18 protein-coding genes are annotated in these 15,582 nt (G+C 66.6%); 12 read left to right on the top strand and 6 right to left on the bottom strand.

What is annotated here, in order from left to right; genetic code table 11:
- Positions 1 to 83: 83 nt before the first annotated feature.
- From ACYSM9_RS01830 to ACYSM9_RS01810, 5 genes are all read left to right on the top strand, one after another.
- Positions 84 to 1,445: an MFS transporter gene (locus tag ACYSM9_RS01830; protein WP_461855286.1), complete on the top strand. Its 1,362-nt coding sequence runs from the start codon at positions 84 to 86 to the stop codon at positions 1,443 to 1,445.
- Positions 1,446 to 1,463: 18 nt separating this feature from the next.
- Entirely contained in the window at positions 1,464 to 1,826 is a 363-nt protein-coding gene (locus ACYSM9_RS01825; RefSeq protein ID WP_461855285.1) for a cupin domain-containing protein, read from the top strand.
- 97 nt (positions 1,827 to 1,923) lie between these two features.
- Positions 1,924 to 2,730, top strand: a complete 807-nt coding sequence (locus ACYSM9_RS01820) for an HpcH/HpaI aldolase family protein (RefSeq protein ID WP_461855284.1) — start codon at positions 1,924 to 1,926, stop codon at positions 2,728 to 2,730.
- Positions 2,731 to 2,754: 24 nt separating this feature from the next.
- The gene (locus ACYSM9_RS01815) at positions 2,755 to 3,720 is read left to right on the top strand and encodes a quinone oxidoreductase family protein (protein ID WP_461855283.1); all 966 of its coding nucleotides are present in this window, start codon (positions 2,755 to 2,757) and stop codon (positions 3,718 to 3,720) included.
- Between the two features lie 138 nt (positions 3,721 to 3,858).
- The gene (locus tag ACYSM9_RS01810; protein WP_461855282.1) at positions 3,859 to 4,695 is read left to right on the top strand and encodes an IclR family transcriptional regulator; all 837 of its coding nucleotides are present in this window, start codon (positions 3,859 to 3,861) and stop codon (positions 4,693 to 4,695) included.
- A gap of 16 nt (positions 4,696 to 4,711) precedes the next feature.
- Here ACYSM9_RS01810 and ACYSM9_RS01805 read toward each other — a convergent pair whose 3' ends face one another.
- Positions 4,712 to 4,957 (bottom strand): hypothetical protein, encoded by a 246-nt coding sequence (locus tag ACYSM9_RS01805; protein ID WP_461855281.1) that lies wholly within the window; start codon positions 4,955 to 4,957, stop codon positions 4,712 to 4,714.
- A 278-nt stretch (positions 4,958 to 5,235) separates the two neighbouring features.
- Between ACYSM9_RS01805 and ACYSM9_RS01800 the strand changes: the two genes are divergently transcribed.
- From ACYSM9_RS01800 to ACYSM9_RS01790, 3 genes are all read left to right on the top strand, one after another.
- Positions 5,236 to 5,409: a hypothetical protein gene (locus ACYSM9_RS01800; protein WP_461855280.1), complete on the top strand. Its 174-nt coding sequence runs from the start codon at positions 5,236 to 5,238 to the stop codon at positions 5,407 to 5,409.
- A 147-nt stretch (positions 5,410 to 5,556) separates the two neighbouring features.
- Complete coding sequence (locus tag ACYSM9_RS01795) at positions 5,557 to 5,817, top strand: hypothetical protein (protein ID WP_461855279.1); 261 nt, start codon at positions 5,557 to 5,559, stop codon at positions 5,815 to 5,817.
- A gap of 135 nt (positions 5,818 to 5,952) precedes the next feature.
- Positions 5,953 to 6,711: an SDR family NAD(P)-dependent oxidoreductase gene (locus tag ACYSM9_RS01790; protein WP_461855278.1), complete on the top strand. Its 759-nt coding sequence runs from the start codon at positions 5,953 to 5,955 to the stop codon at positions 6,709 to 6,711.
- Between the two features lie 32 nt (positions 6,712 to 6,743).
- Here the strand turns inward: ACYSM9_RS01790 and ACYSM9_RS01785 are convergent, their stop codons facing one another.
- The 5 genes from ACYSM9_RS01785 to ACYSM9_RS01765 form a co-directional block, all read right to left on the bottom strand.
- Positions 6,744 to 7,193, bottom strand: a complete 450-nt coding sequence (locus ACYSM9_RS01785; protein ID WP_461855277.1) for a transferase — start codon at positions 7,191 to 7,193, stop codon at positions 6,744 to 6,746.
- A gap of 86 nt (positions 7,194 to 7,279) precedes the next feature.
- Positions 7,280 to 7,939 (bottom strand): GntR family transcriptional regulator, encoded by a 660-nt coding sequence (locus tag ACYSM9_RS01780; protein ID WP_461855276.1) that lies wholly within the window; start codon positions 7,937 to 7,939, stop codon positions 7,280 to 7,282.
- 123 nt (positions 7,940 to 8,062) lie between these two features.
- Complete coding sequence (locus tag ACYSM9_RS01775) at positions 8,063 to 9,082, bottom strand: transketolase family protein (protein ID WP_461855275.1); 1,020 nt, start codon at positions 9,080 to 9,082, stop codon at positions 8,063 to 8,065.
- Positions 9,079 to 9,990, bottom strand: coding sequence for a transketolase (locus ACYSM9_RS01770; protein WP_461855274.1), 912 nt, complete (start codon positions 9,988 to 9,990; stop codon positions 9,079 to 9,081). The genes ACYSM9_RS01775 and ACYSM9_RS01770 overlap by 4 nt, the downstream gene beginning before the upstream one ends.
- Before the next feature lie 36 nt (positions 9,991 to 10,026).
- A complete protein-coding gene (locus tag ACYSM9_RS01765; protein ID WP_461855273.1) occupies positions 10,027 to 11,364 on the bottom strand; it encodes an MFS transporter in 1,338 nt (445 codons plus the stop codon).
- Positions 11,365 to 11,548: 184 nt separating this feature from the next.
- On the opposite strand from ACYSM9_RS01765, the gene ACYSM9_RS01760 reads away from it, so the two are divergent.
- The 4 genes from ACYSM9_RS01760 (at position 11,549) to ACYSM9_RS01745 (ending at position 15,530) form a co-directional block, all read left to right on the top strand.
- Positions 11,549 to 12,373, top strand: a complete 825-nt coding sequence (locus tag ACYSM9_RS01760; RefSeq protein ID WP_461855272.1) for a sugar phosphate isomerase/epimerase family protein — start codon at positions 11,549 to 11,551, stop codon at positions 12,371 to 12,373.
- A 90-nt stretch (positions 12,374 to 12,463) separates the two neighbouring features.
- Entirely contained in the window at positions 12,464 to 13,237 is a 774-nt protein-coding gene (locus tag ACYSM9_RS01755) for an SDR family NAD(P)-dependent oxidoreductase (RefSeq protein WP_461855271.1), read from the top strand.
- 53 nt (positions 13,238 to 13,290) lie between these two features.
- Complete coding sequence (locus ACYSM9_RS01750) at positions 13,291 to 15,039, top strand: dihydroxyacetone kinase family protein (protein WP_461855270.1); 1,749 nt, start codon at positions 13,291 to 13,293, stop codon at positions 15,037 to 15,039.
- Positions 15,039 to 15,530 (top strand): RpiB/LacA/LacB family sugar-phosphate isomerase, encoded by a 492-nt coding sequence (locus ACYSM9_RS01745; RefSeq protein WP_461855269.1) that lies wholly within the window; start codon positions 15,039 to 15,041, stop codon positions 15,528 to 15,530. Before ACYSM9_RS01750 ends, ACYSM9_RS01745 begins: the two co-directional genes overlap by 1 nt.
- Positions 15,531 to 15,582 lie beyond the last annotated feature (52 nt).

The following is a 15,582-nucleotide window of genomic DNA, read 5'->3' as shown; positions in this document are numbered from 1 at the left end:
GCGAGTCCTGAACATCCTCTTCGCGCTCACTCAGACGGCGCCTGCGTCCCCTTAAAGCAGCACGATCTACAAGGAAGTCCATCGTGAATTCATCCGTGTCACCTGCCTCGACCCGCGTGCGGTCGGCGGCACCTCAAGATCCACAGAAGAAGAAATTCCTCATCAAACTCAGCGGCGTGATCGCCGGCGGCATGTTCATCGACGGCTTCATCCTGGGCGGCATTGGCCTGGTCATGCCGGCCCTGACCGCCGACCTGAGCCTGTCCGCGACCTGGCAGGGCCTGATCGGCGCCTCGGCACTGATCGGCATCTTCTTCGGTGGACCCATCGGCGGATACCTCGCCGACAAGATCGGCCGCAAGCCGATGTTCATCGTTGACCTCGCCATCTTCCTGCTTGGTTCCGCAGCCCAGTTCTTCGTGGCGGATGCTTGGCAGCTGTTCATCATCCGCCTGCTTATGGGCATGGCAATTGGCGCCGACTACGCCATCGGCTGGCCCCTGCTGGTGGAATTCTCCCCGGCCCGCATGCGCGGCAAGCTCATGGCCTTCCAGGAGGTCGCGTGGTACGTCGGTTACCTGCTGTCCTATGCGGTCGGCTACTACATGTCCACCGCCATCCACGCTGACTGGCGGATCATCCTGGGCATGAGCACTGTGCCGTCGCTGATCGTGTTCCTGCTCCGCCTCGGCTCGCCCGAATCACCGCGCTGGCTCATCAGCAAGGGCCGCCGGGAAGAGGCCTTCGAGATCGCCCACCAGTTCATGGAGGAAGCGGACGTCAAGGACCTCGAGCGTGAAAAGCCCGAGAAGCCCAACTTCGCCAAGCTCTTCTCGCCGCAGTACCGGAACGCCACGATCTTCGTGTGCATGTACTGGGTCTGCAACGTCACCCCATACTTCGCCATCGCCACCTTCGCACCCATCGTCCTGGAGAGCCTCGGCGTCGAGGACGGACTCGCTGGCGCGCTGCTGCTGAACGGCGTCGTTGTTGCAGGTTCGCTGGCCTCCATGTTCCTGATTGAACGCGTGGGCCGGCGCAAGCTGTCCATCCCTCCCATGTGGATCGCCGCCGTCGCGCTCGTTGTCATCGGCCTCTTCTCACACGTCTCGCCCATGATCATCCTGGTCAGCTTCATGCTGTTCTCCTTCTTCAACGCCATCTCCACCGCCCTCACCGGCGTCTACCCCGGCGAGGTGTTCCCCACGGAAATCCGGGGCGCCGGAGTCGGCTTTGCCACGGCATTTTCACGGATCGGCGCCGCGGCCGGAACGTTCATCCTCCCGATGTCCGTCGACAGCCTGGGCGTGGGAACCACCATGCTGATCGCGGCCGCCATCTGTGTGGTCGGAGCGGTGATCTCCCAATACCTCGCTCCCGAAACCAAGGGCCTGAGCCTCAGCGACACCTCGGCCCCGCTGGGCAAGCCGGCCCTGCAGCACTAATCCGACAGAAAGAAGCACATGTCTGCCCCACAAGTGAAAATCCTCCGCTCCCTGGAGGCCTTGTCCTTTGCCGAACTGGCACTGAAGCCGACGGCCATCAACGGCACCGAACCCAAGGACGCCACGGACAGCACGTACGGCGCCAAGGCCAGCCGTGTGGACCTGGGATTCTGGCAGTGTTCTCCGGGAAGCTTCCAGACTGCCCGCAACGGTGTGAACGAGGTCATTCTCGTGTTGGAGGGCAGGGCGACGCTTGTCTCCGACGCGGGGGAGCGCGTGGACCACCAAGCGGGCGACATGGTGCTCATTCCGGATGGCTGGAGCGGTGTCTGGGAAATCCATGAGCACTTCAAGAAGCAGTACATCACCATCAGCGCCTAGGCCGGCAACGCCGAGCCATCATGGCCCGTGCCCGGCCGGAGCCGTCTCCGACCGGGCACTGGTCCGCCCGCCCCAAACGATTATCCGGAGGAAGACTATGAAGATTTACGGCGAGAGCGCACATTCCACGGGCCTGCCCACCCCCCGCCTGGCCATTGACGACGGCGGCACGCACCCCGGTGCCTGGGTCAGCTTCCGGGACCCGGCGGTGGTGGACATCCTGGCCGCCGAGGGCTTTGACTGGATCTGCATCGACGGCCAGCATGGCGGCCCGGAAGTTTCAGAGCTTCAGCCTCTGATCGAGGCCGCGCACCTTTTCGGTATCCCATCGATCGTGCGTGTGCCTGGGCACGAGGCGGGAACGGTAAGCAGGGTACTGGACGCCGGAGCGGGTGGAATCATTTTCCCCACAGTCGAAGACGCCCCCGCCGCGGAGGCCCTGGTCGCGGCCACGAGGTTTCCGCCACTTGGCAAGCGCAGCTACGGCCCCACCCGCCGCAGCCCGCGCTACCCCAAGCCCGTTCCCGGCGATCCGCAGGACGAGGCCCTGTGCATCCTCATGATTGAAACCGCGGCCGGGCTGGCCAACCTCGATGCCATCCTCTCCGCTGGGCCGGACGCCATCTTCGTGGGACCCTACGACCTTTCCCTCAGCCTGGGAATCACCCTGGACGAACTCATCGGCGAAGGGCCCGACGGGATCCTCGCCGACATTGCCCGCCGCTGCCAGGACGCGGGCGTTGTCCCCGGCATTTACACCGGCGAGCCGGCCCTGTCCGGGAAGATGGCCGCCCTTGGCTTCCGTTTCATGCCTACTGCCTCGGACACAGGCCTTTTGGCTGTGGCCGCCCGCAACGCCGTTGCCGACTCTGCACGGTTGGCGGCAGGGCACGCCGTACTCTGACCTGCCCGCCCCAAAGGAGCCGTAATGCCCTACGCCATGACCATCCCCCGCGCCGGGGGCCCGGAAGTCTTCGAACGCATCGACGTGCCCCGCCCCGCGCCCGGGCCCGGGCAGCTGCTGGTGCGCGTCGCCGCCGTCGGGATGAATTTCATCGAGACCTACCAGCGCGCGGGGATCTATGCGGTGGATTACCCCTTTGTTCCCGGAGTGGAGGCCGCCGGGGTTGTCGAGGAGATCGGCGACGGGGTGACGGACTTCTCCGTGGGAGCGCGGGTCACCACGACAGAGGGCGCCGGCAGCTATGCCGAGTACATGCTGGTGGACGCGGACAAAGCGTTGCCCGTTCCGGACGGAATCTCCGACGACATCGCCGCGGCGCTGCCGGCACAGGGAATCACCGCGCACTACCTCATCAACTCCAGTTATCCGGTCAATCCGGGGGACGCCGTCCTGACCCACGCGGGCGCCGGGGGAGTCGGTCTGCTGCTGACCCAAATGCTCAAGCACCGCGGCGCCACCGTCATCACCACCACGTCGACACCGGAAAAAGCCGAACTCGCCCGCAGAGCCGGAGCCGACCACGTCCTCACCTACGCAGAGGTTCCCGCACGCGTGCGTGAGCTGACCGGCGGGCGCGGTGTCGACGTCGTTTATGACGGCGTGGGCAAGGATACCTTCGAAGCATCCCTTGCGTCCCTGCGGATCCGCGGCACGCTGGTGCTGTTCGGCGGCGCGTCGGGTCAGGTGCCACCGTTCGACCTGCAGCGCCTCAACGCCCATGGCTCGCTGAGCGTCACCCGGCCCAAGATCGACGATTTCCTGCTGGATGCGGATGAGCGGCGGTGGCGTTCCGGAGAGCTGTTCGAGTTGGTGGCCCAGGGCGTCGTCAAGCCGGAAATCGGCGCCAAGTTTGGCCTCGAACGGGCCGCTGAAGCGCACGCGGCGCTGGAGTCGAGGTCGACGACGGGCAAGGTCATCCTGGTGCCGTAGCCGGCGGCACGGACGGGGCGTTCAAGGTTCCAGGCACCTTGAACGCGCCGTTCGTTCTGTGAAGGGGCATAGGATGGTGGGGACATCCAGTCGGGGCACCGTGCCTTGAGCAGACGTGAACGAAACCGGGGTTTGACAGTGGCAACGGATACAGGGGTGGACGTGCAGGCGGCCGCGGAGAGCGATGAGGCTGTGCCCGGCGAGGCGGTGGACCTCACCAATAAATCCGTCATCAAGGCCACCGTCCTGCTCAGTGAGCTGGGCCGGCACCGGGCGGGAATCACGGTCACCGAACTCGCCCAGGCCGTCGGGATGACCCGCCCAACCGCTTTCCGCCTGCTTCTTAGCCTGGAACAGACGGGATTCGTTGACCGCGTGGACAACCGCTACACGCTCGGCTGGGAGATGGCCCGGCTTGGCCGGCTGGCGGATCCCTATACTGGGGCGGTTGCCAGGGTGCAGCCCATTCTGGAGGAGTACGCGGCCAGGCTTAATGAAACCGTCAGCCTCGCCATGGTGCGGGACAAGCTGGCCTACGACGTGATCGCGGAAGCCTCGGGCTCGCGATACCTGAACGTGAAGATGTACGTCGGAGAAACGTATCCGGTCCACGCCAGTGCCACGGGAAAGCTCATGCTATCCGAGATGACCGACGAAGAAGTCGTCCAGGCCTTGCCGAAGAAGCTGGAGGCCTTCACCTCGAGCACCATCACCAAGCGGGACGAACTGATCAAGCAACTGCACGGGATCCGTGAGCAGGGCTATTCGGTGATGGACAACGAGTTGGAGGAAGGCCTGTTTGTGGTGGCCCTGCCCGTGCGGGACGTCGCAGGCGCACTCGTGGGCATCGTTTCCGTGAACGGACCTGAGCAGCGGCTGAAGTCGGACACGCTCCCAGGCACCATCGAGAAGCTTCGCCTGGCGGCCCAGGACATCGCCAAGGCGCTTCTCGGCATCGAGCCGGCCGGTTCCTGACCCTTTCCGCAACCCATCAGGCGTCAGCGATAGCGAGCAAATGCTCCACTGAGGGATACTTCCACCGCACGTACTGGACGGGCACGCCGACCCGTTCGGCGACACGGCTGTGGGTGACCCCGGCAGGGCCGTCGCCGCTCATCTCGCGGACGCACTGCGCGAGGGCGGCTGTCCTGCGCGCATCGCGCTCCCCGATAATCTCCGCAGGATCCCTCCGTTGCCGTCGCTTCGGCTTGTGCCGCCAATTTCCGCGGTTCTTCATCGCAATCTCTCCATTGATGCCGCATCTTCCGGCCGGTAATAAATTGAACGTGATGTTCATTTGATGAACACTTCAATTGTGGCGTTCCTCACGCTGTTTTGCAAAGCGACGCCAACCATGCCATCCCGAGATTTGAATGGAGCACAGCGATGTACACCAGGTCCCGCCCCGCAGTATCCATCCGCCAGGCATCCCCGGTGCCGGCGCGGCCCGTGCGCCCCCGCCCGGCCCCTCCGCAGCCACTGCCCGACTGGTCGAGGCTTTCCAGAGGGGACGTCGTGCGCGTGTTCCGCCAGGATGGCACCATCGTCGCCGGTCGGGTGGACATGCTCGCCCTGGACCGCAGCGTCTTCTGGGTCATTCAGGCCGACGGGCGCGGGCGGGTGATGGTCTGCAGCGCTGACAAGCCTGACGTCGTGGTGCTCGCGAATGGTGAAGGGGCGGCCCATTAATCTCCTGCGGCCATTGCGTACTGCGGGTGAGGTGTGCCACACTGTTTCTACGTTCATAATTCGAACGCAGCGTTCAGTTTTTACAGCTCTTAAACCGGCTGGGGAACATCGAAGTTCCGCGGCCCTCTGCAGGAAGGAAAAGCGACCATGTCCATCTCCATCGGTCACCGCGCCATATTCACCGCTTTCGGCCACCGCAGCTCCGCCGCGGTGCGTGCACACGTTCCCGCTACCCCGGCGCCGGCACCGGCAGCGGAAGCAACCGTCGCCTTCGAAGCCGGCGAGCTGAAATGCTCGCCCTGGGAGGGGCTGTACCTCGAGCAGGCCCGTCCCATGGCGACGGGGAATGAAGGTGCGGCAGGCCGGCCGCTGGACGCGTTCCTCACCGGCCTCATGTACGGCGAGTAGGCCATGGCGCCCACGCTCCACGCCGAACCGGCGAAATATGCAGACGCTGAAGCCGAAGAGTGCGGCACGAACAGTTGCCTCTTCTGCACCGGCCCCGAAACTGACTGATTCCGGACGAGATTGGGCGGCAGGAACATGCAGCTTCAAGGCAAGGCGGCCCTCATCACCGGCGGAGGGCAGGGAATCGGCAGGGGCATCGTGGCCCGCTTCCTTGAGGAGGGTGCCCGGGTGGCCGTCGTGCAGCGCCGGCCCCTCGATGCTGAGCTGGAAAGCCATCCGGAAGTGCTCGGCATACAGGCGGATATCAGCAACGCGGCCGCCCTTCCGGACGTCGTTGGCCGGGTTGTGGCCCACTTCGGCGGGATGAATGTCCTGGTCAACAATGCCGGCATCATGTTCGAGCGCACCGTGGAGCACATCCTGCCCGACGAGTGGGACCGCATGATGGCCCTGAACCTGCGGGCACCGTTGTTCCTGGCCCAGGCAGCCCTGCCGCACCTGCGGGAGGCGGGCGGCGGAAGCATCATCAACATCGGTTCCATCGAGGGGCTGGCAGCCAACCCGGGCCATGCCGCCTACGCTGCCTCCAAGGCCGGAATCCACGGGATGACCAAGGCCCTGGCTCTCGACCTCGGACCGGATAATATCCGCTGCAACGCCATCGCACCGGGCTGGATTACGTCCGAACTCAGCGACAGATATCTGGAGTCCCAGGCGGACCCGGCGGGTGCAAGGGAAGCGCTGTATAAACTGCACCCCGCCGGCCGCCTTGGCAACCCGTCAGATGTCGGCGAGCTCGCCGTTTTCCTGGCCAGCGACAAGTCAGGTTTCCTGACGGGCGAGGTGATCACGCTCGACGGCGGACGAACGGCCAGGCTTCCGCTGCCGTTCTAGCGGCAGCAGGCAGCGATGCCGGAGCTGGGCAACTACGCCGCCAGGCCGCCCTTGGCCTTCCGGTGCTGCCGGTGCGCGGCCGGTACCGCGGCGGTGCGGGCGCGGGCAAGGACTTCGGTGCCGTCGGGTACCGTGCTGTCCGCATCGAGGTGGACGCCGTGCTCAATCAGCACGCTCGAGCCAATCCTCGTGTGGCTGCCCACGTGGACGCGGTTGCCGATAACGGCGCCCCGCCCAATACGCACGCCATCACCAATGACGGTCCGGTTGCCGATCCGGGCGTCCCGGTCTATCCAGCTGCCGTGTCCAATCCGGCACCCCGGACCCACCTGCGCACCGTGCTCCACGTAGGTCATGGGGCCGATCCGGGCGCTGTCAGCCACCACGGCGCCAGGCGCGATCAGCCCGCCGCCGTTGTCGTGGCGGCTGTAGCGGGTGACCTTTCCGGCGTCGTCCTCAACTGACACAAACTTTGCGGTCATACCATCCCTCGTTATCGCTGCGGCTATTTACCGCGCAGTAAGTTAACGGCCGGGACGGCGCTGGGATTCCCGATTGTCAAGCGGGGTCAGGCAACGAGGTTGGCCGCGGCGGTGTCCATGTGTTCCAGGATGGTCTTGCGGGCCAGGGCGGCGTCGCCGGTATCGATGGCGGAGACGATGTCGCGGTGCCGGTCCACGCTCATGTTGCTGACGCCTTTTTCCAGGCCGGCGAACATGATCGACATCCGGATGGAGCCTTCCAGGGACTCCCAGGAGTGCAGCAGCGTTTCGTTGCCGGTGAGCCGGCACAGCGTGCGGTGGAACTCGAGATCGGATTCGATCCGGTCCTCAAGGGACCCGGACGCTCCTTCAGCCATGACATCGATCGCCTTGTGCAGCGACTCCGTGACGTGCTGCCGGTCCGGCAATTCGCACAGCGTCCGGGCGGCGAGGGATTCGAGAGCGGCGCGGACGGCGTAGATGTCCCGGATTTCCTTCTCGTCCAGGTGCCGGACGGACAGCCGGCCCCGGGGCCCGGCGGACAGCAGCCCTTCCTGTTCCAGTTGCCGGAGGGCCTCCCGCAGGGTGCCGCGGCTGATCTGGAGCATTTCGGACAGTTCGGTTTCCACCAGGTGCCGGCCGGGTTCGAGTTCGCCGCTGGTGATGGCGGTCCGCAGTGCGGAGAGTGCCTGCTCGCGCAGGCTTTTCTTTTCCAGTCCCAGCAGCGGGGCGGTCAGTCCGGCCATGGCTTCTGTCCTCATTGTCATAAGTCGACTGTTTACAGTCGGTAGTGGATTCGATACTACGGCAGAAAGCACGGCATTGGCGGAGGGCCGGTGCCGTGCTTTCTGCATTTGTGTTCGGTGCCGTTAGGCGAGTTCGGCCAGCACCTTGGCCACGATGCGGTCCACGGCCAGGCCGTAGCGGTCGTGCAGGGTAGGCAGGGCGCCGGCGTCGAGGAATTGGTCCGGCAATGCGACAGGAACCACGCGTTTGCCCAGGCCGGCGGTGACGACGGCGGACGCAACGGTTTCGAACAGGCCGCCCACCACGGAGTGGTTTTCCAGCGTGACGGCGAGCCGGTCCGTGTTGACCTCCTTGAGGACGGTCCCGGCGTCGAACGGCTTGATGGTGGGGGTGTGCACCACGGCGACGTCCACGTTGTGTGCCGCCAGCGCCTTGGCTGCCTGGAGGGCGCGCATGGTCATCAGTCCGGAGGAGATGAACACGACGTCGTTGCCGCCGCGCAGGACTTTGGCCTTGCCGAGTTCGAACGTGTAGTCATACTCGTCCAGGACGGTGGGCACATTGCCGCGCAGCAGCCGCAGGTAGGTGGGGCCTTCCGAGGCCGCGAGCTGCGGGACGGCCTGCTCGATGTCCACCGAGTCGCAGGGGTCAACGATGGTCAGGTTGGGCATGCCGCGGAAGATCGCCATGTCCTCGGTGGCCTGGTGGCTGGGGCCGTACCCGGTGGTCAGGCCGGGCAGGCCGCCGACGATGTTGACGTTCAGGTTCGGTTCGGCAGCGTCCAGGCAGAGGAAGTCGTAGGCGCGGCGTGCCGCGAACACCGAGTAGGTGGACGCGAACGGCACCAGGCCGGACTCGGCCAGGCCGGCGGCTGCGCCGAAGAGCAGCTGCTCGGCCATGCCCATCTGGAAGAACCGCTCCGGGAAGGCCTTGGCGAAGATGTGCATGTCCGTGTACTTGCCCAGGTCCGCGGTCAGGCCCACGATCTTGTCGTTCTCCTGGGCGGCCTTGACCAGTGCGTGCCCGAACGGTGCGGACGCGGTCTTCTGCCCGGGGTCGGCGAAGGACGCGATCATCGCCGACGTCTTCAGCTTCGGCTTCGCGGCAGTGGTGGTGTCGGGGGCCTCGGTGGTGGTGCTCATGCTGAAGCCTTTCCTTCATAGCCGGCAGTGAGCTGCTCGCGGCAGATCTGCCATTCGTTCTCTTCGATGCGCATGAAGTGCGCCTTTTCGCGGTTCTCCAGCAGCGGAACGCCGCGGCCCACTTTGGTGTCGCACAGGATCACGGAGGGACGTCCGACGGCGGCGGCCTGGGCAGCTGCGTTGTCGAACGCTGCCAGCAGCGCGCCGACGTCGTTCCCGTCCACCCGCTGGGTGTACCAGCCGAACGATTCCCACTTCTCCGTCACCGGCTCGGTGCGCAGCACTGTGTCGGTCTTGCCGTCCGCCTGGAGGGCGTTGATGTCCACCATGGCGGTGAGGTTGCCCAGCTGGTGGTGGTGCGCGCCCATCGCGGCCTCCCAGGTGGAGCCTTCGTCCAGTTCCCCGTCGGAGAGGAAGTTGAACACCCGGGCGGACGAGCCCTGGTAGCGCAGGCCCAGCGCCATGCCGACGGCGATGGTCAGGCCGTGGCCCAGGGAACCGCCGGAGATTTCCATGCCCGGGGTGTAGGTGGACATCCCGGACATCGGCAGCCGGGAGTCGTCCGAGCCGTAGGTTTCGAGTTCCTCGACGGGGACGATCCCGGCCTCGGCGAGGGCCGCGTAGTGGCCAATCGCGTAGTGGCCGGTGGAGAGCAGAAAGCGGTCCCTGGCCTCCCAGTGCGGGTCCTCCGGGCGGAAGCGGAGCTGGTCGCCGTATACGATGGCGAGCATGTCCGCTGCGCCCAGGGCCTGGCCCACGTAGCCCTGGCCCTGGACCTCGCCCATGTTCAGGGCGTGGTGCCGGATCCGGTACGCGGCGGCGCTGATCTTGTCCACGCGTTCCGGGGTCACTGCGCTCTGCAGTATCTCTCCCTGCGGGGCGGCGTCCTGGACGGTATCTGTAGGCATTGCTGGCTCCGTGTTCGTGGCGTAGGTGGCAGTCATTCAGGCGTTGACGGTGTTGGGGGTGCTTTTGGTCGCCTCATCGGCCAGCTCACGTTCGCGCTTGCCCCAGGTTTCGCGGGTGGCGACGGCGGCCCAGAGGCCGATCAGCGCGTAGGCACCGAAGAGCAGTGCCGGGCCCATCCAGCCGAAGCTGACGAACAGCAGGGTGGTGATGAACGGGGTGAAGCCGGACACCATCGCGGAGATCTGGTACGCCAGGCTGGCGCCGGACGCGCGGGTCTTGGCCTGGAAGAGTTCGGGGAACCAGGCGCCCTGGGCGCCGGCGAGGGAGTTCTGGCAGACGGCGTAGGAGATCACGATGGTGAGGATGATGGCGATGAACAGGCCGGTGTTGACCAGCAGGAACATCGGGATCGCGAACAGCGCGGCGAAGGCCGTGGACCAGACATACAGCGGGCGGCGGCCGATGCGGTCGGTGAGGGCACCCCAGGCCTGGGTGGCGAAGATGCCGATGGCCGAGGCGATGCAAAGCGCGATCAGGGTCTGGCTCTTGTCCGCCAGGTGCTGGCTGTTGATGTAGGAAATCATGTAGGTGATGGACACGGCGTAGCCGGCGGTCTCAGCGATGCGGAGGCCGATGCCCTTGACGATGTTGCGCCAGTCCGTCTTGATGACCTCCACGATGGGTGCCTTCACAATGGCGCCGCTGTCCTTGACCTCGTCGAAGACCGGGGACTCGGGAACCTTGGAACGGATGATCAGGCCAACCACCACCAGCAGGATGCTGGCCAGGAACGGGATGCGCCATGCGAGTTCGCCGCCCAGCTGGACGCTGAACAGGAAGGTCAGGTTGGCCAGCAGCAGGCCCACGGGGAAGCCGGCCTGCACGATGCCGGTGTACTTGCCCTTGGCCTTCCACGGTGCGTGCTCGTAGCTCATGAGGATGGCGCCGCCCCACTCCGCGCCGAAGGCCAGGCCCTGGACGATGCGGACGAAGACCAGCAGCGCCGGAGCGAGCAGGCCGACAGCGGCGTAGGTAGGCAGCAGCCCGATGGCGAACGTTGCCAGGCCCATCAGGATCAGGGATGCGACCAGGACGGGCTTGCGGCCCACCTTGTCACCGAGGTGGCCGCCGATGATGCCGCCGAGGGGGCGGGCTGCGAAGCCGACGCCCAGGGTTGCGAAGGAGGCGAGCGTGCCGGTGACGGGATCGCTTCCGGGGAAGAATGCAGTTCCGAAATACAGTGCGGCAGCGGTGCCGAAGCCGATGAAGTCGTACGTCTCAATCACGGCCCCCACGCCGGATCCGATGGCAACTCGCCGGGCGTCCTTGGTGCCGTGGACCGGGCCGCGCATGGTCAGAGCATCTTTGCTCATGGAGGTTCCCTTTCGAAAAGCGGCTGTTGGAGTAGCCGCTGTCGACTGTTAACAAATGGTACGTCCCAGTGTGACCCAGATCATCCGCACTGTCAACAGTCGACTTTTAGAGTTGACTGTTGACAGTTAACGTATGTACTGTGGTGCCCATCACTAAAGACCGGCACGAATCGAAGGATCAATGATGTTCCACTCCAGACTGGGCTGCTCATCGATCAGCTTCCGGCACCAGGAACTGGGCCAGGCCCTGCGCACCATGAAGGAGCTGGGGTTCGAGGAGATCGACCTGGGCGCACTGCCCGGGGTCTGCAACCACGTTCCGTTCGAACTCGATGCCGCGGCCGTGGAAGCCGTCTCCGCCGAAGTCAACGCCTCGGGCCTGCGGGTGCGTTCCGTCAACGGCGACATCGGGGACCTTAATGCCGTGCTCGACGCCGACGGCGGGGCAGCGCGCCGGCGCCATCTCGATGCCCTGCTCACCCTCACCGCCAAGATCGGTGCCAAGGCGCTCGTCCTGCCCTGCGGCGCCCTCAACCACGAACCCGTGCGCAGCGAAGGCGAGGACCTGGACCTCGTCGCCGCACAGCTTATTGGCGCCGGACGGCGGGCGGCGGAGTTCGGCGTCGAACTTTGGACCGAATCGCTGCACTTCCTGCGGTTCTGCTGGAACCTGGACCGCGCAACCAAGCTCGCGGACCGCCTGGCGGGCTCCGGCGTGGGAATCGTCATGGACTTCAGCCACATCGTGGCCGCCGGCGAGAACATCCAGGAATACCTGGACGTCCACGCCGGCCGGATCAGCCACGTCCACCTCCGTGACGCCGTGCCCGGCAACATCAACCTCAGCATCGGCAAGGGCGACGCTGACTTTGCCGGAGGCCTGAAGCGGCTCGCCGCCGACGGCTACACCGGGCACTTCTCCCTGGAGCTGGAAACCCGGGACGTCACCCACGACGAACGCCCCGCCGCCGCCGCGAAGGCAGCCAGCTTCATCACCGACCTTCTCTAACCATCGACTGCTCCGAAAACGCCCTTTTGACGCCTCATAAGGGCCGTTACGGAGCAATCGATCCACCCAAACAATTCAAGGAGCACCACCATGACCACCATCCAGCGCACCGCCGTCCTCACCGGGGCCACCTCCGACCGCGGCATCGGCATCACCACCGCCCGCCGCTACGCCCGTGAAGGCTGGGGCATCGTCATCCTGGACCTCGACGGCGAAAAGTCCGCCAAGGTCGCTGCTGAAATCGGCAACGAATTCAATGTTCCCGCCTTCGGCCACGAGATCGACGTCGCCAACGAGGCCTCCGTGGCCGCCGCCCAGGCAGCCGTCGCCGCCGAAGTGGCCGCCGGAAACCTCCCGCCCGTCGGCGCCCTGGCCAACATCGCCGGCATCACCTCCCCGGTCCCGTTCCTGGAGACCACCCTTGAGCTGTGGCACAAGGTCATGGACGTCAACGCCACCGGCACCTACCTGGTCACCAAGGCCTTCCTGCCGGACATGATCGACAACGGCTGGGGCAGGATCGTGAACATGTCCTCCGTGTCCGCCCAGCGCGGCGGCGGCGTCTTCGGCAAGGTCCCCTACTCCGCTGCCAAGGCAGCCATCCTCGGCTTCACCAAGGCCCTGGCCCGTGAACTGGGCACCACCGGCGTCACCGTCAACGCCATCACCCCCGGCGCCGTGGACACCAACATCCGCGTGGGCAGCACCGAGGAGCAGGAAGCCGCCATCAACGCCGGCATCCCGCTGGGACGCAACGCCACCACCGAGGAAGTGGCCTCCGTCATCACGTTCCTGTCCTCCGAGGAATCCGCCTACCTGACCGGCACAACCGTTGACATCAACGGTGGAAGCCACATGCACTAGCAGCCACCCACAGACCCAGCACTGACAGCACCCCGGACGCCGGAGAACCCACCATGACCAAAATCTTCAACGACCCCTCAGAGTTCGCCGAGGAGGCCCTGGCAGGCTTCTGCGACGTCCACTCGGCCCTGGTCCGCCAGGTCCCCGGCGGTGCCGTCCGCCGCTACCGCCCGGCGCAGCCCAAAGTCGCCGTCCTTGCCGGCGGCGGCTCCGGCCACTACCCGGCATTCGCCGGCATCATCGGCACGGGCTTTGCCGACGGCGCCGTGGTGGGCAACATCTTCACCTCGCCCTCCGCACAGCAGGCCTACTCGGTGGCCAAAGCCGCAGAATCCGGCGCCGGCGTCGTCTTCACCTACGGCAACTACGCCGGCGACGTGATGAACTTCGGCATGGCCAGCGAGCGGCTGGCCGCCGAGGGCATCGCCGTGGAAAACGTCCTGGTGACGGACGACATCGCCAGCGCCCCGCCGTCGGAATCCGCCAAGCGCCGGGGCATCGCCGGTGACTTCACCGTCTTCAAGGTGATGGGCGCCGCCGCTGAACGCGGAGACACCCTCGCCGAAGTGGTCCGCCTGGGCCGCAAGGCCAACGACCTGACCCGTACCATCGGCAGCGCGTTCGCCGGGTGCACCTTCCCGGGCGCCGAAGCCCCGCTGTTCACGCTGCCGGAAGGGCAGATGGGCCTGGGCCTTGGCATCCACGGCGAACCCGGCCTGCACGACACCGTGCTGCCCTCCGCCAAGGAGCTGGGCCAGGAGCTGGTGGCCCGGGTGCTCTCCGAGACCCCGCCCAACGCCGGCACCCGGATCGCGGTGATCCTCAACGGCCTCGGCTCCACCAAGCATGAGGAACTGTTCGTGCTGTGGGGGACTGTGGCGCCGCTGCTGCGCGCCGCCGGCTACACGCTGGTCATGCCCGAGGTCGGCGAGCTGGTCACCAGCCTGGACATGGCCGGCGTCTCGCTCACGGTCACCTGGCTGGACGCGGAGCTGGAGCCCCTGTGGACCGCCCCGGCGGAAACCCCCGCCTACCGCCGCGGTGCCGTGCCGGCCCAGGCAGGAACTTCCGCCGAAGAAGAAGCGTCCGACGGCGGCGCCTCCACGGCGGAATTCGTCGCCACGGACGCCTCCCGCCGGTATGCCGAAGCCTGCGTCGCCGCGATCGGCGCGGCCCGGGCTTCGCTGCACGACGCCGAGGAACGGCTCGGCCGGATGGACGCCATCGCCGGCGACGGCGACCACGGCCGCGGCATGGTCCGCGGAGTGGACGCCGCCGCAGCCGCGGCAGCCGCGGCACTCGGAGAGGGGGCGGGGGCCGGCGACGTGCTGGCCGCAGCCGGCGACGCCTGGGCCGACAAGGCCGGCGGCACCTCCGGTGTCCTGTGGGGAGCCGGGCTGCGTGCCTTCGGTGAAACCGTGGGCAACAGCGCCGCGCCGGAAGGTGCGGCCCTCGCGGCGGCCGTGACCGCTTTCGCGGACCGGATCGTGCAGCTGGGCAAGGCCGAAACCGGCGACAAGACCATGGTGGACGCCCTGCTGCCCTTCGCCGCCGCCTTCAGCCGGGACGTGGCCGCCGGGGTTGCCCCGGTCCGCGCCTGGGAAACCGCTGCGCAGGAATCCGCCGCCGCGGCCGCAGCCACCGCGGACCTGCTCCCCCTGAAGGGCCGTGCCCGTCCGCTGGCGGAAAAGAGCCTGGGCACGCCGGACCCGGGAGCCACCTCCCTGGCCATGGTGTTCGCCGTGATGGGACCGCACTTCACCGGCGCCACCACCGGCGCCGCACCGGCAGGAGCAAAGTAATGACGACGGAAGGACAAACCATGGGACTGCGGCTCATCGTCGGCGCTGACGAGGCCGGTGTGGACTACAAGGACCGCGTGCTCGAGGACCTGCGCAACGACCCCCGCGTCAGCGAAGTCATCGACATCGGGGTCAACCGCAGCGACGCCCCCGACGACTTCACCAGGCCCTACCCGTACGTGGGCATCGCGGCCGGCGAAATGATCCGGGACGGCGCCGCGGACCGAGCCATCCTGTTCTGCGGCACCGGCATCGGAGTGGCCATTGCCGCCAACAAGGTGGACGGCATCCGCGCCACCGCGGCCCACGACTCCTTCTCGGTGGAACGTTCGATCCTGTCCAACGACTGCCAGGTGCTGACGATGGGCCAGCGCGTGGTGGGCATCGAACTCGCCCGCCGCCTTGCCAGGGAATGGATCGGCTACACGTTCGACCCGTCGTCGGCTTCCGCGGGCAAGGTCAAGGTCCTCACCGACTTCGAGGGCTGCTAGCCCGGGGTTCGGCTCCTGCCATCGGCCGGGGGCTGGGTTTACCGGGGCACCG

The sequence above is a fragment of the Arthrobacter sp. C152 genome (assembly GCF_054890965.1).
Note: the sequence above shows the minus strand (reverse complement) of the source record. Positions and strands in the feature narration are given on the sequence as shown.